Genomic DNA, 18,551 nt, shown 5'->3' with positions numbered 1-18,551 from the left:
TCGCGCGGAACGCGCTCCTTCTGAAAACTGCCCGAATCCTCAGTTCTGGTTGATCTTCGAACCCTTGATGTTCACGTTTCCATCCGCCTTGGCATTGATCTTGCCCGAGGCCGTGAAGCTGATGTCCTTGCCCTTGATCGTGACGGTGCCATCCTTCTTCATCGTCACCTGGGCATCGCCGCATTTCAGGGTGATCTCGTCGGTGACGTCGAGGATGAACTTCTTGCCGACCTTGACCCCCATGTCCTTGCCGACATTAACCAATTCCGCATCGGTGATATCGGTCTTCCGCCCCTTCGCGACCTTCAGCGCCACGTCACCCGAGACGTTTTCGGTCTGGTTGCCACCGACCGTCATCGACTCGTCGCCGCCGACCGAGACCGTCCGCTTGCCGCCGATGGTCCAGCTGTCGTCCGAGCCGACCGAATGCGTTTCCGAGGCCCCCACGGTCACGTCACGGCTGGCGCCGATGGTCATGGTCTGCGCCGCGCCCACCGTCCGCGTCTCGGTCGCGCCAACCGTATCCACCCGCGCCGCGCCGACTGTGATCGCCTGGGCGATGGCGACGGTCTGGGTGTGGTTCATTCCTATGGTTTCGGTGGAATTGGACCCGATGGAGATCGTCTCGTTCGATCCCACCGTCAGGGACCGATCAACCCCTACGCTCTCGGTATCGTTGTTGCCGATGCTGGTGGTCTGGTCATGGCCCACCGTCACCGACTTGTCGTTGCCCACCGTCTCGGTCCGGTCATGGCCGATGTCCTGCCTGGCGTCATGGCCCACGTCCTCGGCGAAGTCGTTGCCGATGGTGCGGGTCTCGTTGTTCTTCACCAGTTCGTTGTGGTCCTTCTCCGCCTGGAAGTAGACCTCTTCCGACCCCTTCTTGTCCTCGAAACGCATCTCGTTCCAGCCGCCGCCGCCAGGTGAGGAATTGGATTTCCAGCCCGATTGCGTGGCATTCGCCGGCAGGCCGTAGGGCGGCATCTGCGCGGCGTTGTAGACCCGGCCGGTGATGATCGGCGCGTCCGGGTTGCCTTCCAGGAAATCGACGATCACCTCCTGCCCGATGCGCGGGATCTGGATGAACCCCCAGCCCGACCCCGCCCAGACCGAGCTGACCCGCACGAAGCAGCTGGAATTCTCGTCCTTGCCGCCCAGCCGGTCCCAGTGGAACTGCACCTTCACCCGCGAATATTCGTCGGTGAAGATCTCCTCGCCGGAAGGACCCACCACCACTGCCGTCTGCGGTCCCGACATCAGTGGCCTTGGCGTGCGGCGTTCCGGGCGGAAGGTCAGCGACAGCGGTTGCAGCTTCAGCCGCACCCCGAAGCCTTCACCAGGCCGCTGCATCCCGGCGCGGTACTGGTCGTCCCACATCTCGTAGTCCGACCGCAGCACCAGGTATTTCACGTTGTCGGCCTCGCGGTCGAACTCCTCCAGCTTGAAGCTGACCCCGGACCACAGGCCCCGGACAGTCCCCGCCGCATCCACCCGCACATGCGGTGCCTGCGCCTCTTCCAGCCGGATCGCGGCCAGCGGCTCGCCCGCGCCGACCTCGACATAGTCGCCGGGATAGTGGTAAAGCTCGCCCTTCGCCGCCTCGTGCGATTTCGGCGCGTCGGACTTGGTCATCAGGTCGGTCGCAGGCTTCTTGAAGTCATAGTCGGTGTGGACATAGGCCCCCGACCGGACCGAGGCGCGCGGCAGGAAGTCGGTGATCACGTCGTCCTGCCCGCTGACGCCCCCGATCTCGCCGCGGAACTTGACCGTCCCGAACCCCTCGGCGTCCTTCACGGAAGCGTTGGCATCGGACAGGACAAGGGTATGTTCCCCATCGGCATGGTCGAAGTGGTAGAAGATCCCCTCGTGCTCCATCAGCCGCTGCACGAAATCGAGGTCGCTTTCCCGGTACTGCACGCAGTATTCCCGAGGCGGATACGAGGCCTTCAGCCGCTTCTCCACCTTCACATGGGCATGGGGCTTGAACACCTCCTCGACGATCTCGATCACGCTCTTCTTCTGGAAGATCCGGTTGTCGCTGCGGTTGCCCAGGAACCACAGCCAGGGCCGCAGCACCACGCGGTAATGGGCATAGTCCTCGCGATATTCGTGGAAGGCGAATTCGGCGACGATGCCGTGGAAGAACCGCTTGGCGCTGTCGGTGCGGACGGCGATCGTCACCGGCGTCCCCAGGATATCTTCCGGCTTGATGTCGATGTCCTTGCTGACCAGCCCCGCCTCGTAGCGGAAGCACTGGCTGATCTCGTCGAACCCTTCCATCTGCGCAAAGAGCAGCTTGTCGCCCAATGCCGTGCTGACTGTGATTTTGCGGTCGTCAGCCATGGGATCACTCCTGTCAGAAAAGGCGGTCAAATCAGACTTCTGGCTAATGCCGTACCAGTCTACCCGAAAAACACCCGCTTGGGGCCGAATTCGTGGTCAGAGCGCGGTGGGGCATGCCAGACCTTTCAGAAGCTTCCGGCGCGACAGGGGATTGGCTTCGGAAGGCAAGGTCACCTCCATGAAGAGCCGTGCCGTGCCGGACTTGAGGTCGATCAGATAGCGCTTGCCGCCGTCGCGCTCGCGCAGGCGGATACCGTCGAGGATGCGGAACAGGCCCCATTCGCCGGGCTGGCTGATCGTTGCGCTGCCCCCGGCGCTGGTGAAGCGGACCTCGGCACCGGCACCGGGGGTGGCGCCGGGCCAGGCCAGCGTCAGCGGCGCGAGCACCGTCTCGACCGGCCCGCCGTTGCCACCGATCGCCACGAAGGTCTTGCCGCGTTCCGCCAATGCGGCGAGCGTCAGCTCGGTGCCCTGCCCGGAAAACCCCGCCGCGATGGCCTGGGTGCGTTGCAGGAACTCGGCGCTTTTCGGGTCGAGACCCGCAAACCGCGCATCCGGCTTCCAGCGCCAGGGCGTGCTGGAGGTATCGATGTAGGGCTCGGCCCGGGCGCGGTAGAACTTGTCGATGGCCCCCCCCGCCCCCAGCAGCCGCGTGACCTCGCCCAGCGGGACATCGGCCCCTTCGGCGAAGGGATAACGCCCTTCGGTCACTTGCTTGCACAAGGACAGGACCTCGGTCTGCCAGGCCTTGGTCAGCGGGTTCGACAAGGGGTCCGCCTGCGCCGCGCTGGTCTGGACCAGCACGTCCTCGACGATCTGCACCACCATCGGCGGGGCCGTCCGCAGGGCGGCCAGCGTCGCCCCCCGCGCCTTGGCCGACATCAGCCGCTGCAACCCGCGCGGCTCGTCCCGGTCCATCGCCCCCAGCGCCACGTTCAGGCTGGCGAAGAGGCCCGCGATCTCGCCCATCCGGCCGTCTTCGGAATACTGGATCAGCGCCGCGAAATCCGAGGCGATGCGCAGTTGCAACGCATGCGGTCGGTTGCGGTCAAGGCCCCCGACCTGCGCCCACACTTCCGGCAGAAGCTTCGCCAGAGGCGAATCTGGCGCCGACAGGCGGCCCGAGACCAGCACCGCCTGCTCCGGGTCGGAGAAGGGCCGCACCTGGACATCGGCCAGGAAGCTTTTCCAGCGCAGCAAGGTCTCGCGCTGGAGGAGGTCCATCACTTGATCCGGCGCATCGTTCGCGCTGGCGGGCGGGGTGTCGAACAGTCGGGCGGCCTCGGCCCGCGCGGCCTGCACCGCAAGGCCCGCCCCGACCCTGCGGGCATAGTCCCAGCCGCCCTGGGTGAAGAGACCGGGAATCGGCGCCGCCATCGTCAGGCCCGACCGGCGCTGCATCACCACCGACAATCCCGGCACGGCGGTTTCCGGCAGCCAGGGCACCAGGGTCGCCGCACCCGCCGACCGTTGCAGTTCCAGATAGGCCCGCGCCGGTTCGGGCGCCGTCACGGCATAGCCGCGTGCCTGTGCCAGAAGCTCGGGGTCCGGCAGCGGCAGCGGAGAGGACGGCAGGCGCAACCGCGCGATATGCGGGACCAGTGGTTGCAGGTCGGGCAGCGTCCCGACCCGGTCCGCCAGCCAGCCCGCCAGATAGTCCGGCGTCCAATCCGTCTGACCGGACAGGATGGACCAGGCTCGCAGCGTATCATAAAGCGGCAGGCTCTCGCCCTCGGACCCCAGCGCCATGTCTACCGCCCGGGCCAAGGCCCCCGGCAGATGCTTCTGCACCGCCGCATCATAGACTGCATCGGCCCGCATCGCCGCATCGAATCCCAGCGGCGCCGCGAAAAGCCGGATCGGCGCCTTCTCCGCCGCCTGCGCCACGCCCCTTGCGGCCTCGCCCAGCCGGGTCAGCCGTTGCGGCAGGTCGGGGATCGCGCCATCGCGGTCCAGTCCGATGTCCAGCGCCTCGGCCTCGAAAAGCTGCGTCAGGTCGCGGTGGAAGCGCCATTCGACGAAGCCCGCCCAGCCCGCGACCAGAGCCAGGAACGCCAGGATCAGCACCAGCGTGATCCCGGTCCAGCCCGCGCCGAGGTTGCGGTCGAACGCTCTCCGGCTGCCCTCCAGCACCGCCAGCCGCCGCTCCATGAAGACCTTCACGCCTTCGAACTCGGGCCCCGCCTCGCCCGCCTTGCGGATGAAGTCGCGCAGGCTGGCCGCCGAGATGTCGCGTCCGTCGAAGATCAGCCGGTGCGCCCCCGCGCCCCAGAGCGAGACATCCACCGCCCGGTTCCTGCGCGCGGTCTGGTCCAGCATCAGCCCCAGCGCATAGCGCGCGGGCTGCACGGTCGAGGACGGCACGCCTGCCCGCTCCAGCTCGGCGTCGAAACGATCCAGCGCTTCGGAGGCGCGCTGCACCAGCACCTGCGCCTCTACCCCCCGGATCGTCGCCAGCTGGTCCACCATGCGCAGGACCGGTCCCGCAGCGCGCTCATAGATCTCCGGGTCGAAGGCTCGCCCCCCGCGCTTCGGCGGCAGAACCGTGCGCGGACTGTTTGGCGCTGCGCTCATTGCGATGGGATCAGCCCTTCATCGACCCATTTCTGCAGGGTCTCCTCACCCACCTCGAAATGCATCCCGTCCTCGCGGTTGTAGCCGCCGCCCCAGTACCAGCCTTCCGCGTTGAAATGCTCGGCCAGGATCACCAGACCGATCTGCATCGTCCCGTCGGCAAAGGGGTCAAGCTCGCCCTGCAAGGTGATGTCGATGGCGGTACCAAAGGAATGGTTCGAGACCGAGCTGTTCGAGCCCCGGATCAGGCGCACGCACAGGGCCCCGGCCGTGCCGAGCTTGGCGGCGATGTCCGGTTCGTCCTCCTGCAACTTGGCGACGATGCGTTCCAGGCTGTCCAGCGCCGGTTTCAGCATCGTGGCCTTGATCGGCCCGATCTGCCGGGTCTCGACCAGGCCCTTCAGCCGCGGGTTGGTGATCCCCCGGCAATCGGTGCCCAGATCCTCGCGCGGGCGGCCCAGAAGCGCCAGCATCGTCTTGTTGCGCGGCTGGGTGATGCCCTTGTTGAAGCGCTCGCGCGCCGCCTTCATCTGCTCGGTCAGCGCCTCGGTCTCGGGCTGGTGCTGTTCGTCCTCGCCCGCGCTCAGCCCCTCGGCATCGGTCGTTGGGATGGCGGTCTCGGTGGTCGACGCCACTGGCGCCCGGTTCGCCAGAAGGCTCAGGTCGTCCCGCAACCGGGCGAGATCGGCCTTCAGCGTGCCGATCTCCGCCTCCAGCCGCGCGCGTTGCGCCGCTTCGGCGTCGAAGGCAGCTTCCAGCCGGGTCAGCCGCAGGTCCGCCCCGCTGTCGGCCGATTCCAGAAGCGTCGTCACCACCGCGAAGGCCACGGCGGCGATGATCACGCCGATGGCGACGATGATCGGGGCGATCAGAGTGTTCTGCTGCATCGCCCTCAGCCTTCCCGGATCAGCACGGTGATGGCCGAAACATTGTCTGGGGCTCCGCTGTCCAGCGCCTCGCGCAGAAGCTTCTGGCAGGCGTCCTCCGGCCCCGCCGCATCGCGCAGCAAGGCCTCGACCGTCTGCTCGTAGACGCAGCGCGTCAGCCCGTCGCTGCACAGAAGCAGCCGGTCGCCCACCGCCAAGGGCACGCTGACCAGGTCGACCTCCAGCTCCTCGCCGCCGCCGACCGCCCGCGTCACCATATGCGATTCCGGGTGGCTCTCGGCCTCCTCGGGCGACAGCTCGCCCCGGTCGACCATTTCCTGCACCACCGAATGATCCCGCGTCAGCGGCCGCAGATGCCCGCCGCGCAGCAAATAGGCCCGGCTGTCCCCGGCCCAGGCCACGTGCGCCACCGCCCGGGCGATCAGCACCGCAACCACGGTCGACCCCATGCGCCCCATCCCCGGCGCGCGCTGGCGGTCCAGCACCAGCTGGTTCGCCTCCTTCAGCCGCGCCACCAGCGCCGGTCCGGGATCGGCCCCGTCGGGGATCTGCGCCAGGCAGTCGATCACGATATCCGACGCGACATCGCCGTTGCCGTAGCCGCCCATCCCGTCCGCCACGGCCCAAAGCATGCCCGACGGGTCGGTCAGGATGGAATCCTCGTTCCTGTCCCGCACCATGCCACGGTTGGTCAGCCCGGCCCCGACGGCCACAGGCAGGGCGGACCCGGCCCCGGGAATCACAGTGATCGGCGTGTTCATGGCCAGAGCCCGCCCAAAGGTGTGAATTGAATGCAGGGGCATCATAGCCTAGACTTCCACCAGTCATAAATCCGTTTTTTGGAAGGTGGTTCGAATATGCGCAACTTGCTGACCAGCCTTGCGATCTGCGCCGTGCTGGCGCCATCCGGTGCCTGGTCCCAGGATCTCTCGGAAGACGAACTTCTCGAACTTTTCCTGGCCCAGAGGGACGCCTACAAGGCCGCCGTCGAGGGCAAGACCTCGCTTACCCGCGGCCTGACCCTTGTCACCGCCGATGACGTCGAGATCGCCACCGAGGTCGAGAAGACCGATCCCGCCACCACCGATGTCGCGACCGACACCACGACGGAAGCCACCGGCACGACCGAGGTCGCCTCGACCACGACCGAAACGACCACCGAAACCGTGGTGAAAGAGGCCGAAACGGCGACGCTGGTGAAGATGCCCGCCGACCTTGGTGTCAACATCCGCATCGAGTTCGCCTTCGACAGTGCGGCCCTGGACGAGGCGCAGAAGCCCAAGCTGGCGAAGCTCTGCAACGTGATGAAGGCCTCGGACATCCAGCTTTTCCGCATCATCGGCCATACCGACGCCTCGGGTTCGGACGACTACAACGAACGCCTCTCACGCCTCCGGGCCGAGGAAGTGCAGCGTTTCTTCGTCAACGATTGCGGCATCGAGGCCGGTCGGCTGGAGGCGGTGGGCCTGGGCGAACGCTTCCTCCTGGAAAACGCCGACCCCGATTCCGACCAGAACCGCCGCGTCGAATTCCAGGCGCTGAGCTGACCGCAAGTCCGGGGTTCCATGCGCCCCGGACCCGGACGCCGCCGTTGCCTGAACGGGCAGACTGTGGCATCCTTTCTTCGAATTTCTTCGTGTTCTTTCTTCATCTCGTGCGGTTGGCCTTCGCTTCAACAAAAGGGTCCGTTCATGACTGAAACCTGGTATCGGTCTCTCCTCCTCGTCGCCGTCTTCGGCCTCGTCAGCGCCTGTGACGAGCCTGTGCCTCCTCCGCAGGACGAGGTTCCGGTCGTCGTCGCGCCGGTCAAGAAGAAACCCGTCGTTGCCGCGCCCGCCACGGTGCCCGTGGTCAAGAAACCCGCGCCCGTCGTCATCGACTTCGGTGGCGAGGGTGGTGGCGGCGGCGGCTGGAACTGAGCCATGCCTGGCCAGCGCATCCTGGCGAAATGCGGTGCAGCGGTCCTGCTCCTGTCCGGGATCGCCGTTGGCGCGAATGCGCAGGATGCCACTCTCGGCGCCTTTCCCGAAGGCCATGTCCCGGCGAGCGCCCGCAAGCTTGCCCCTGCTGAGGGCGCGCGCCAGAAATACGCCATCGTCATCGGCAACCAGAGCTACGCGCACGCACCGCAGTTGCCGAACGCCTGGAACGACGCGCTGGACGTGGCCGACCTCCTTGCCGTTCAGGGCTATGACGTTACCCTGCTGAAGGATGCCTCCAAGCGCGATTTCGAAGGGCTGATGCAACGCGTCCTCTTCGACGTCGACCGCGAGACCGAAGTGCTGTTCTACTACGCGGGCCACGGTGTGCAGATCGGCTCCGAGAACTACCTGATCCCCACCGATGCCCAGCTCGACCAGGTCGACGACCTGCCGTTCGAGGCCGTCTCGCTGGGCAGCCTGGTGTCCATCCTGGGCGCTCGGGCGCGGTTGCAGATCGTCATCCTCGACAGTTGCCGCAACAACCCCTTCGCCGGGCTGAAGGTGCAGGATTCGCTCGGTCCCGACCTGCGCGAGATCGAGACCGGCTTCGCCTCGCTTGCCGCGCCGGTGAATTCCTATGTCGTCTTCTCCACCTCGCCCGGAGAAGTGGCGCTGGACGGCGCAGGGGAAAACAGCCCCTTCGCCAGCGCCTTCCTGCAAGCCGCCGCGCGGGGGTCGGTTCCCCTGACCGATGTCTTCAAGGATGTCCGCCGCAAGGTCTTTGTCGAAACCGAAGGCGTGCAGGTCCCCTGGGACAGCTCCACCATGGTGGAAGAGGCGACCATCGCCTCGGTCAGCACCGCTCCGGACACCACGGGCCCAACCGAGGACAACGGCACCTCCGTCGCGCGCGGCCTGACGCTTTTCGCCGCCAGTTCGGCCGAGCTTCTGCCCGTCGATGCCACGCTGCCAACCCCCGACATCGGCATCGCCGCCCCCCTTGCCCCCGCCGTTCCGATCGGCGCGACGCTGGCGCAGGAACTGGCCCTTGCCCCGACCGACACCGTCGGCCTTGCCGAACCCCCGCGCGGGGGCCGGCTGGTACTGCTCGACGACCAGGGCCTGCAATCCGCCCCGATTTTCCCGCTCTCCGCAGAAGAGCTTCAGCGGCTCGCCTTCGCCTATGTCAGCGGCCCGACCGTCGCTTTCGGCCAGGACCCCGTGCTCAAGGTGCAGTTCAAGCTCGACCTGAACGGCGCGCCGAAGCTCGTGCAGGTCGACCTCACCCCCGACCCCTGCGATCTTCAGGCCGCCGACCATCTCGACCCCGAAGGCGTGGGCCTTGCCCGGTTCGCCAACGAGATCGAACCCGAAGCCGCACTCCTCGCCTGCCAGGCCGCCGTCGCGCGCGAGCCGCAGAATGCCCGCTTCCACTACCAGCTTGGCCGCGCCTTTGCCGCACTCCGCCGCCATGACGAGGCCCGCGCCGAATGGGACACCGCCCGCAAGCTCGGCCATTCCCGCGCCTCCTATGCCATCGGCAACGCCATCCTGAACGAGGGCCGCGAAACCGGCGGTTCGGCGGCCGTGGAGGCCCCGGAGGAAGCCCTTGCCTACTACCGCGAGGGGGTGGAACTGGGCGATCCCTATGCCTTCTACGCGCTCGGCCGTCAGATGGTGCGCTACGGCAAGACCGGACAGGACCGGCTGCGCGGCTATGACCTGCTGATGCGCGCGCTGGAAGTCGGCCATACCTATGCGATGAACGAACTTGGCTATTTCTACCTGGACGAGAAGAGCGAGTATTACGACCCGACCCGCGGCCTGCGCTACCTGAACGAAAGCGCCGACCGGGGCGACATCTACGGCTACAACAACCTCGGCCTCGTCTACATGAACGGCCTCGGCGGGCAGAAGAAGGATGCGAAGCTCGCGCTCGACTGGTTCACCAAGGCCGCGGACGGCGGGCACCCGAACGCGCCGGGCAACATCGGTACGCTGATCGCCTCGGGTGCGCTTGGCAAGAAGGCCGACCTCGGGCAGGCGGTCGAATGGTTCGACAAGGGGCTCGAACGCGGTGACGCCAATGCCGGGGCCTATGCCGCCTACCTGATCCTGACCGAAGGCGCGGGCGGGCTGTCGCCTGCCGATGCCGCGTATCGCGCCGGTCGTGCCGCCGCGCTGCGCGACAAGAAATCGGTGGAGCGCGCCCGCAAGGTGCTGGATGCGCTGCCGGTCGAAGCCGTCGACGAGGCCGCGCAACGCCTCCTTCAGTCCCTCGGCGCCGACGTCACCCCCGACGGTGCGTTCGGCGAGGGCAGCAAGACTGCCTACCAGGCCATCGCCAGCCAGTACGGCGCCCCTTCCGTCGAAACCGATCCCGTCGAGCGCCTGATCGCCATCGCCCGCATCCACTGGTCGACCACCCCCTTCCGCGTCGACCTTTACTGACGCCCTTCCGGCCTTGGACTTCGCCCGCCCGCCGCCTACCTTCTGTTCTCGCGGCCCGACGACAAGGCGAAGGACATGGCGAAGCCACCCCTGCTGCATCCGCGACCCGAGGGGCTGTACTGCCCCGCCGGTGATTTCTTCATCGACCCGACGCGCCCCGTTCCCCGTGCGCTGATCACCCACGGCCATTCCGACCACGCCCGCCCCGGCCACGGTGCCGTCATGGCCACACGCCAGACGCTCGACATCATGGCCATCCGCTATGGCGAGGACTTCGCCCAGAGCCGCCAGCCCGCCGAGAGTCCCACGCGCATCGGCGACGTCACCGTCTCTTTCCACCCCGCCGGCCATGTCCTCGGCTCAGCGCAGATCGCCGTCGAAAGCCCGACCCAGCGCATCGTGGTTTCGGGCGACTATGCCCGCGTCCCGACCCCCACCTGCCTGCCCTTCGAACCCGTCCCCTGCGACATCTTCGTGACCGAGGCGACCTTCGCGCTGCCCGTCTTCCGACACCCTCCGCCCGAGGTGGAAATCGCCCGCCTCCTCGCCAGCGTCGCCGCCTTCCCGGAGCGCAGTCACCTGATCGGCGCCTATGCCCTCGGCAAGGCGCAGCGGGTCATCGCCGAGCTTCGCCGCGCCGGCTGGGATGCGCCGATCCACATCCACGGTGCGCTGCAACGGCTGTGCGATTACCACGTCGCGCAGGGCATCGACCTCGGTCACCTGCGCCCCGCGACCGAAGGCAAGAAGTCGGATTTCGCTGGGGCGATCGTCATCGCGCCCCCTTCCGCCTTCGCCGCCACCTGGGCGCAGCGTTTCCCCGATCCGGTGATCGCCTTCGCCTCCGGCTGGATGCAGGTCCGCGCCCGCGCCCGGCAGCGGGGGGTGGAACTGCCGCTGATCCTCTCCGACCATGTCGACTGGCCCCATCTCACCGCCACCATAGCCGAGCTGGACCCCGCCGAGGTCTGGATCACCCATGGCCGCGAGGACGCCCTGATGCGCTGGTGCGAGCTGACCCAGCGCGCCGCCCGTCCGCTGCACCTTGTCGGTTACGAGGACGAAGCCGAATGAGCCTTGCCGCCTTCGCCACGCTCCTGGAACGGCTCGCCTTCACTCCGCAGCGGCTGGGCAAGGAGCGCCTGCTGACTGCTGCCTTCACCGACCTTCCCGACCCCGAGCGCGGGTTCATGCTGGCCGCCCTGACTGGCGATCTCAAGCTGCGGCAGGTCACGCCCAGCCTGCTGCGCGGACTGACAGAAATGCGAGCAGATGCTCAGCTTTTTTCCTATAGCTATGATTTCGTTGGTGATCTGGCCGAAACCATTTCCCTGATCTGGCCCGAGGGCACCCGGTCCGACCCGCCCTTGTCCGAAGTCGTCGACGAGCTTGCCACGACGCCCAAGACCCGGCTTCCGGCACTGATCACCGCAAGACTGGACAGCCTCGGCCCCTCGGAACGCTACGCCTATCTCAAGCTTGCGACCGGCGCCTTGCGGGTCGGCGTCTCGGCCCGGCTCGCCCGCTCCGCCTTCGCCGCCTGGGCCAGCCTGCCCCTGACCGAGGTGGAGGAGATCTGGCACGCCCTCCAGCCGCCCTATCTCGACCTCTTCGCCTGGGCCGCAGGCACCGCCCCGCGCCCCGAAGCCGCCGCCCGCGCGCCCTTCCGCCCGGTGATGCTCTCCACCCCCACCGACCTGGACCAACTCTCGACCCTCGACCCCGCCGCTTATGCCGCCGAATGGAAATGGGACGGCATCCGCATCCAGGCGGTCAGCGACGGTGGCACAAGGCGACTCTACTCCCGCACGGGCGAGGACATCAGCGCCGCCTTCCCTGATATCGTCGAACTGATGGCCTTCGACGGCACCCTCGACGGCGAACTCCTCATCCGCCGCGAGGCCGAGGTCGCCCCCTTCGGCGACCTGCAACAGCGGCTGAACCGCAAGACCGTGACCCCGGCCATGCTCCGCTCCCACCCCGCCGGGTTGCGGCTCTATGACGTGCTGATCTGGAACGGCGAGGACCTGCGCGACCAGCCCTACGACACCCGCCGCGCGGTGCTGGTCAAGGCGGTTGCGCCACTGGGGCCAAGAATCGACCTGTCGCCCGAGCTGACCTTTCAGACCTGGGAGGACCTCGCCACCCTGCGCCTGAATCCGCCCGCGACGGTGATCGAGGGCGTGATGATCAAGCGCCGCGACAGCCCCTATCTGGCGGGCCGCGTGAAAGGCCCCTGGTTCAAGTGGAAGCGTGACCCGCATCTGATCGACGCGGTGCTGATGTATGCCCAACGCGGTCACGGCAAGCGGTCGGGCTACTATTCCGACTTCACCTTCGGCGTCTGGAACGGCGACGAACTGGTCCCCGTCGGCAAGGCCTATTTCGGCTTCACCGACGCCGAGCTGAAGGACCTCGACCGTTTCGTCAGGAACAACACCGTCGAACGCTTCGGCTCCGTCCGCTCGGTCGCCCGCAGCAAGGTGGTGGAAGTGGCGTTCGAGGGGCTGAACCGCTCAACCCGCCACAAGTCCGGGGTCGCCATGCGCTTCCCCCGGATCAACCGCATCCGCGACGACAAGCCGGCGGCAGAGGCCGACCACCTGTCGACCCTGCAAGCCCTGCTCGACAAGGACTGACGCGGGCGGCCCTGGGATCAGGCCAGCGCCGTCGCCGGGGCCGAAGGCTTCAGCGCATAGGCGCCGCTGCCCATCAACGCGATGGCCCCTTGCACGACCGCCCAGAACAGCGGGAATTCCCAGCCACCGCCCTCGCTGGAGAAGACCCAGCCATTGCCGGAATGCACCCAGGTCGCACCCAGAAGCACCGGGATCAGCGCCAGCGCCACCGCGCGGGTCGCCACGCCCAGGATCAGCGCAAGACCCCCCGCCACTTCGGCGGCAATGGTGAGGTAGGCAAGGAAACCCGGCAGGCCCAGGCTTTCGAAATAGCCAACCGTGCCCGGAATGGTGAAGACGAAGACCTTCATCAGCCCGTGGGCGACGAACAGCGCCCCGCTGGACAGGCGAAGGGCAAGCGCAGCGAAGTCGGAGTTGGTGGACATGGAAAGCATCCTTTGTTGATGACCACCCCCCAGGGGCGGCGATGAGACCGATGCCACGGAATTAACCCTTGACCGTGCTGCATGAAATGGCAGGTTTCCGGAATGACTATCCACGTTTCATTCCGAATCTCCGCCCCATGGACCTGATCGACGAACTCAGGGCCTTCGTAGCCACCGCCCAGACCGGCTCTTTCACCGCTGCCGCCGGGCAGCTTGGCGTGTCGAACCGGCTGACCTCGAAATATGTGGCCGAGCTGGAGACGCGGCTTGGCGTTCGCCTTCTGCAACGCACCACCCGCAAGGTCGGCCTGACCCCGGCGGGCGAGGACCTCCTGTCCCGCGCCCCAGCCCTCCTCGACGATCTCGATGACCTGATCGGCGAGGTTTCCGAAGGCTCGCGCGGGTTTCAGGGCGTGATCCGGATCTCGGCCTCGGTCTCCTTCGGCGAGATCTGGGTGGCGGGGATGCTGGAACGTTTCGGCCAGCGCAATCCTGCGCTGTCCTTCGACCTGCGGCTCAGCGACCGCCACGTCGATCTGGCAAGCGAGGGGATCGACCTTGCCTTCCGCATGGGGCGCAGCGACACCCTGTCGCTCAAGGCGCGCAAGCTGGGCGGCTTCAGCTCGCATCTGGTCGCAAGCCCGGACTATCTCGCCCGCCGGGGTAGGCCGCAGGACCCCGCCGCGCTGGCCGGTCATGACTGCATCATCGACACCAATCGCCGCACCCCCCGGCGGTGGAGCTTCGGCAGCGGCGCGGATGAAGCCTCGGTGACGGTGCAGGGCCGCTTCCAGGTCAATTCCGCCCGCGCCGCGGTGGAACTGGCGATCAAGGGCTGCGGCCTGGCCTATGCGCCGCGCTTCGTCCTGCGCGAGGCGCTTGCCGCAGGGCTTGTCGTCCCGGTCCTGCCGGATCACGCCGGGGAAACCAGCGCACTCAGCGCGGTCTATCTGGAAGGCCGCGTCCTGCCCCGCAAGGTGCGCGCGCTGATCGACTTCGCCGCCGAGGACATCCGCGCCGCCGACCTTCTTTAGCTGACCCGCCCGGCCGAGATCCCGCGGGAGAGCCCTCAGCCGCCCGCCGAGGCGACCAGCCGCAGCACGTTCTCCGGCCCCACCGGCACGATGCCCGACGGGTTCAGCGCCTTGATCGAATAATATCCGGCCTTGATGTGGTCGAGGTTCACCGTCCCCGCCACCCCCGGCAGGCGCAGCACCCGCTCCATATGGGCTTGCAGCCGCGGGTAATCGGCGATCCGGCGCAGGTTGGTCTTGAACAACCCGTGATAGGCCGCATCGAAGCGGATCAGGGTGACGAACAGGCGGATATCGGTTTCGGTGAAACGGTCGCCGAACAGGAACGGCCCGGTCAGCCGGTCCTCCAGCCGGTCGAGCATGGCGAAGACGCCTGCCACCGCCTCGTCATACGCGCCTTGGGTCGAGGCGAAACCGGCCTTGTAAACGCCATTGTTCAGGCTCTCGTAGATCTCGGCATTCAGCGCGTCGATCTCTGCCGCCAGATCGGCGGGGTAGAGGAGCGGCGTCTCCGGCGCCAGACCCACGAAAGCCGTGTCGAACATCCGCAGGATATCGGCGCTTTCGTTGCTGATGATGGTGCCGGTCCGGCTGTCCCACAGGATCGGCACCGTGGCCCGCCCGGTAAAACCGGGGTCGGCCCGCGTATACAGCTCGTGCAGATGGCCCGCGCCCAGCACCGGGTCGGCATCGGCGCCGGGATAGCCGCCGAAGGCCCAGCCCTGGTCGGTCAGCACCGGATTGACCACCGTCACCGGGATCAGCCCCTCCAGCCCCTTCAGCTTCCGCGCGATCAGCGTGCGCGAGGCCCAGGGGCAGATCAGCGCGACAAACAGCCGGTAGCGACCCGCCTCGGCCCTGAACCCGCCGGTCCCGGTCGGGCCGGGGCTGCCGTCCGCCGTGACCCAGTTGCGAAAGGACGACACCTGCCGCACGAAGCGCCCCTGGTCATCCTTGGCCTGCACTGGCTGCCAGTTCGCCGTCCACTTGCCGTTCACCAGCATGATCCGCTCCGCGTCCTTGAGATACCGCGCCGCTATGCGCCGGAAGGGTTCGGACGGGAAGGGCGAAGATGTGGTATCTCTTTCCCCGATCTGTTCCGAATGAACTATCCCCGCTGGGCCTGCAAACCGTCCTCGGTCAGGATCACGTCCAGCGCGATGTCATGCGGCTGCGGATAGATCGTCGCCAGCCGCGCCGATTGCAGCCCGATCCCGATGGTGAAGGGCCGGGGTGCCAGCGCCGCCAGCGTGCGGTCGAAGTAGCCCCCGCCATAGCCCAGCCGGAAGGCCCCCTCGGTCCAGCCCATGACCGGAGCCAGCGAAAATTCGGGCAGCACCACCTCGGCCTCGGGCGGCGGCACTGGGATGTTCCAGTCGCCCCGCACCATCCTTGTCTCCGGTGTCCAGCGCCGGAAGACCAGCGGCGCGGCCTTCACCTCGACCAGCGGCAGCGCGACATGCACCCCGGCCCGATGCAGCGCGGTCAGCGCGGGCCGCAGGTCGGGCTCGCCCTTGATCGGCCAGTAGCCCGAGAAGACCCGCCCCTCCAGACTGCCGAACCGCTCCTCCAGAAAGCGCAACAGATGCGCCCTGATCGCTTCGCCCAGGGCCGCCCGGTCGGCTACGCTTATCGCATCGCGCTCGGCCCGCAGGCGTTGCCGTTCGGCTTTGCGCCAGCGCGCCACGTCGCGGGCTTGTTCCGGGTCGACATGGGACGGGTCGAAATAGGCCGGATCGACCTCGGCCGCCATGCAGGGGGGCGAGGCATAACGCCCCGCAGGCTCATCCTCGCTCATCTCGCCTCCCTTCCCGGCAGCGCCGCCAGGCAGGCAGCCGCCTCCTCGACCATCCGCCGCAGCCGCTCGGCCGCCGGCACCACGTCATGCACCAGCCCCACGCCCTGCCCGGCGTAAAGCGCCATCTCCTCCAGCGACCCCGTGGTGTGGCGCATCGGGGAATCGGTGGAATAGCGCAGAAGCGGCTGGCCGGAATCCTCGGCAATCGCCTCGCGCGGCAGGGTCGCGGGGTCATGGCCCATCAGATTGTCGCCCAAGGCGCCGGTCACGCTGTTGCCGATCACCCGCACCGCCGCGCCCTTGGGCCAGTTCAGCACGAAGACATCGGTCAGCACCGTTTCGCCGCCCTCCGCCGCCGCCACCCGCCGCTTGTGGTAGTCATGCGCCCAGGCCTCCTCGGTGGCAAGGAAGGCCGTCCCGCATTGCACGCCCTGCGCCCCCAGCGCCAGTGCCGCCGCCAGCCCCCGGCCCGAGCCGATGCCGCCCGACACCACGACCGGCACCTTCGCCGTCTCCAGCACCGCCTCGGCCAAGGCGAAAGCGCCGATCCGGCCATGCACATGGCCCCCGGCCTCGATTCCTTGCGTGATGATCACATCCGCCCCCGCCGCCTCGGCCTGCCGCGCCGCCTCGACCGTGCCGACCTGATGCAGGACCAGGGCGCCTGTCCGCTTCACCCGGTCGACCACCTCGGGCATCACGTCCCAGAAGAAGGTGAAGGCCCGCACGTCCAGCTCCAGGCAGCGGGCGAGCTGCCGGTCCAGCAGTCCCGGCTCGGTGGCCGAGGGGATCACGTTCACCGCGAAGGGCCGGTCCGTCGCCGCCCGGTAGGCCGCGATCTCTGCGGCGATCAGGTCGGGGCTCTCCCGGACCATGCCCAGCATCGCATAGCCCCCGGCCCTGGCCACCGCCGCCGCCAGCTCCCACCGGGCGACCCCGCCCATGCCCGCCAGCAGAACAGGCACCTCGCAGCCCAGAAGGTCGCAGAGCGGGGTCCGTAGACCCGCTACCGTGTCACGCATGATCCGTTCCCCCTCCGGCGGCGGGAACCCGCGCCGCCATCCGACACCGCGATAGGGCAGCGGGCGGTTCCCTGCCCTGCCCCGGACTCTGCGGTTTTCCTGCCTTGGAGACCCAGGCGGTTCGCCGCGCCGAGGCTGGCAATCTCCCACCATTCGCGGTAATCAACAAGCCTCTGGCCGGACAGCACTGGACCCGCATGAAACCCGAACTCATCGCCCTTGCCCGCCGGTCGCTCATCCTGGCCTCCGCCCCGGAAAATGTGGCCCGCACCGTGCTGGAGAGCGCCCGGCTGCGCAGTTTCTCTCGGGGGGAAACCATCTTCCTGCAAGGCGAACGGGCCAGCGCGATCTACATCGTCGCCGAGGGCTGGGTGAAACTCTACCGCATCGCACCCTCCGGCGCCGAGGCAGTGGTGGGCGTCTTCACCAAGGGCTCCAGCTTCGGCGAGGCGGTGGCCTTCCGGCACGACACCTACCCCGTCGCCGCCGAGGCGGTGACCGACTGCGCCCTGATCCGCATCGAGGCCGACGCCTTTCTGCGCCAGATCCGCGAGAATCCCGAAGTCGCGATCTCGATCCTGTCCGCCACCTTCGTCCACCTGCACGGGCTTGTCGCCCAGGTCGAGGCGCTGAAGGCGCAGACCGGGGCGCAAAGGGTGGCCGAGTTCCTGCTGGAACTGGCCTCCTGCCCCGACGGCGCCTGCGAGGTGACGCTGCCCTACGACAAGGTGCTGATCGCCGGGCGTCTGGGGATGAAGCCGGAAAGCCTGAGCCGGGCCTTCGCGCGGCTGAAGGAGCAGGGGGTCACGATCAAGCAGAACACCGCACTGATCGAAGACCTCGCCACCTTGCGCGACTATGTCGAGGAGGACCCGGCGCTGGCCTGGTCGCGGGGGGGCTGATGGCTGACCGGCTGTCCCGCGCGCTGGCGCTCATCGACGCCGCCAATGTCGCCGACCCGAAGGGCGAGGCGCTGGTCTACGGGCAGCGGATGAGCGAGGAGCTGGCCCGGCTGGTCCCCGCCGCCTCCGAAGTGCTGCAAGTCGCGGCGCGAGGGCAGCATGTCGAACGCTGGCTCCTGCCCCGATCGGACTATCCCGAGGGCAAGGTCGGCTATCTGGACTGGCGGCGCGAGCAGGGGCGGAGGCATGGGCTGAGGGTCGCGGCGATCATGGCCGAGGCCGGGTTCCCGGACAGCGATTGCGAACGGGTCGGCATCCTTCTTCGCAAGGAAGGGATCAAGCGCGACCCGGAGGTGCAGGCCCTGGAGGACGTGATCTGCTTCGTCTTCCTGAAGTGGTATTTCTCGCCTTTCGCGGCGGAAAGGGATGCGGAGCAGACGCTGGACATCGTCCGGAAGACCGCGCGGAAGATGTCGGCGGAGGGCCGGGCGCGGGTGCTAAAGGAGTTCGACCTGCCCGAACCCTTGGCCGGGGCCTTCCGGGGCGAGTGATCT

General features: G+C 67.8%; 16 protein-coding genes. 8 read left to right on the top strand and 8 right to left on the bottom strand.

Annotated features, from left to right (window positions below; translation table 11 throughout):
• Positions 1–39: 39 nt before the first annotated feature.
• From tssI to JNJ68_RS04250, 4 genes are all read right to left on the bottom strand, one after another.
• Complete coding sequence (gene tssI, locus JNJ68_RS04265; RefSeq protein WP_294979386.1) at positions 40–2,343, bottom strand: type VI secretion system tip protein VgrG; 2,304 nt, start codon at positions 2,341–2,343, stop codon at positions 40–42.
• Positions 2,344–2,439: 96 nt separating this feature from the next.
• Positions 2,440–4,917, bottom strand: coding sequence for an ImcF-related family protein (locus JNJ68_RS04260; RefSeq protein WP_294979383.1), 2,478 nt, complete (start codon positions 4,915–4,917; stop codon positions 2,440–2,442).
• Entirely contained in the window at positions 4,914–5,804 is an 891-nt protein-coding gene (locus tag JNJ68_RS04255; protein ID WP_294979381.1) for a M15 family metallopeptidase, read from the bottom strand. The genes JNJ68_RS04260 and JNJ68_RS04255 overlap by 4 nt, the downstream gene beginning before the upstream one ends.
• 5 nt (positions 5,805–5,809) lie before the next feature.
• Entirely contained in the window at positions 5,810–6,565 is a 756-nt protein-coding gene (locus tag JNJ68_RS04250; protein ID WP_294979378.1) for a protein phosphatase 2C domain-containing protein, read from the bottom strand.
• Positions 6,566–6,661: 96 nt separating this feature from the next.
• Here JNJ68_RS04250 and JNJ68_RS04245 point away from each other — a divergent pair, with 96 nt between their 5' ends.
• The 5 genes from JNJ68_RS04245 (at position 6,662) to JNJ68_RS04225 (ending at position 12,816) form a co-directional block, all read left to right on the top strand.
• Positions 6,662–7,351 carry an OmpA family protein gene (locus tag JNJ68_RS04245; protein WP_294979376.1) on the top strand — a complete coding sequence of 230 codons (690 nt, stop codon included), beginning with the start codon at positions 6,662–6,664 and terminating at the stop codon, positions 7,349–7,351.
• 144 nt (positions 7,352–7,495) lie between these two features.
• Positions 7,496–7,723, top strand: a complete 228-nt coding sequence (locus tag JNJ68_RS04240) for a hypothetical protein (RefSeq protein WP_294979374.1) — start codon at positions 7,496–7,498, stop codon at positions 7,721–7,723.
• Between the two features lie 3 nt (positions 7,724–7,726).
• Complete coding sequence (locus JNJ68_RS04235; protein ID WP_294979371.1) at positions 7,727–10,177, top strand: caspase family protein; 2,451 nt, start codon at positions 7,727–7,729, stop codon at positions 10,175–10,177.
• Between the two features lie 75 nt (positions 10,178–10,252).
• Entirely contained in the window at positions 10,253–11,251 is a 999-nt protein-coding gene (locus JNJ68_RS04230) for a ligase-associated DNA damage response exonuclease (RefSeq protein WP_294979369.1), read from the top strand.
• A complete protein-coding gene (locus JNJ68_RS04225; protein ID WP_294979368.1) occupies positions 11,248–12,816 on the top strand; it encodes a cisplatin damage response ATP-dependent DNA ligase in 1,569 nt (522 codons plus the stop codon). The genes JNJ68_RS04230 and JNJ68_RS04225 overlap by 4 nt, the downstream gene beginning before the upstream one ends.
• 17 nt (positions 12,817–12,833) lie before the next feature.
• Here the strand turns inward: JNJ68_RS04225 and JNJ68_RS04220 are convergent, their stop codons facing one another.
• Positions 12,834–13,241, bottom strand: coding sequence for a DoxX family protein (locus JNJ68_RS04220; protein ID WP_294979365.1), 408 nt, complete (start codon positions 13,239–13,241; stop codon positions 12,834–12,836).
• A gap of 137 nt (positions 13,242–13,378) precedes the next feature.
• On the opposite strand from JNJ68_RS04220, the gene JNJ68_RS04215 reads away from it, so the two are divergent.
• Positions 13,379–14,275, top strand: coding sequence for a LysR family transcriptional regulator (locus tag JNJ68_RS04215; RefSeq protein WP_294979362.1), 897 nt, complete (start codon positions 13,379–13,381; stop codon positions 14,273–14,275).
• A 35-nt stretch (positions 14,276–14,310) separates the two neighbouring features.
• Here JNJ68_RS04215 and JNJ68_RS04210 read toward each other — a convergent pair whose 3' ends face one another.
• The 3 genes from JNJ68_RS04210 to JNJ68_RS04200 all read right to left on the bottom strand — a co-directional run bounded on the left by JNJ68_RS04210 (position 14,311) and on the right by JNJ68_RS04200 (position 17,095).
• On the bottom strand, positions 14,311–15,279 hold the full coding sequence (locus tag JNJ68_RS04210; protein ID WP_294979359.1) for a glutathione S-transferase family protein: 969 nt from the start codon (positions 15,277–15,279) through the stop codon (positions 14,311–14,313).
• Positions 15,280–15,383: 104 nt separating this feature from the next.
• Complete coding sequence (locus JNJ68_RS04205) at positions 15,384–16,073, bottom strand: 5-formyltetrahydrofolate cyclo-ligase (RefSeq protein ID WP_294979357.1); 690 nt, start codon at positions 16,071–16,073, stop codon at positions 15,384–15,386.
• Positions 16,070–17,095: a nitronate monooxygenase gene (locus JNJ68_RS04200; protein ID WP_294979354.1), complete on the bottom strand. Its 1,026-nt coding sequence runs from the start codon at positions 17,093–17,095 to the stop codon at positions 16,070–16,072. The genes JNJ68_RS04205 and JNJ68_RS04200 overlap by 4 nt, the downstream gene beginning before the upstream one ends.
• Positions 17,096–17,292: 197 nt before the next feature.
• Between JNJ68_RS04200 and JNJ68_RS04195 the strand changes: the two genes are divergently transcribed.
• Positions 17,293–17,997, top strand: coding sequence for a Crp/Fnr family transcriptional regulator (locus JNJ68_RS04195; RefSeq protein ID WP_294979351.1), 705 nt, complete (start codon positions 17,293–17,295; stop codon positions 17,995–17,997).
• Positions 17,997–18,548, top strand: a complete 552-nt coding sequence (locus JNJ68_RS04190; RefSeq protein WP_294979348.1) for a DUF4202 domain-containing protein — start codon at positions 17,997–17,999, stop codon at positions 18,546–18,548. Before JNJ68_RS04195 ends, JNJ68_RS04190 begins: the two co-directional genes overlap by 1 nt.
• Positions 18,549–18,551 lie beyond the last annotated feature (3 nt).

Origin of the sequence: Tabrizicola sp., from assembly GCF_016793705.1 — a bacterium.
Taxonomy (GTDB): domain Bacteria; phylum Pseudomonadota; class Alphaproteobacteria; order Rhodobacterales; family Rhodobacteraceae; genus Tabrizicola.
This window is presented reverse-complemented; position numbering and strand designations above follow the sequence as displayed.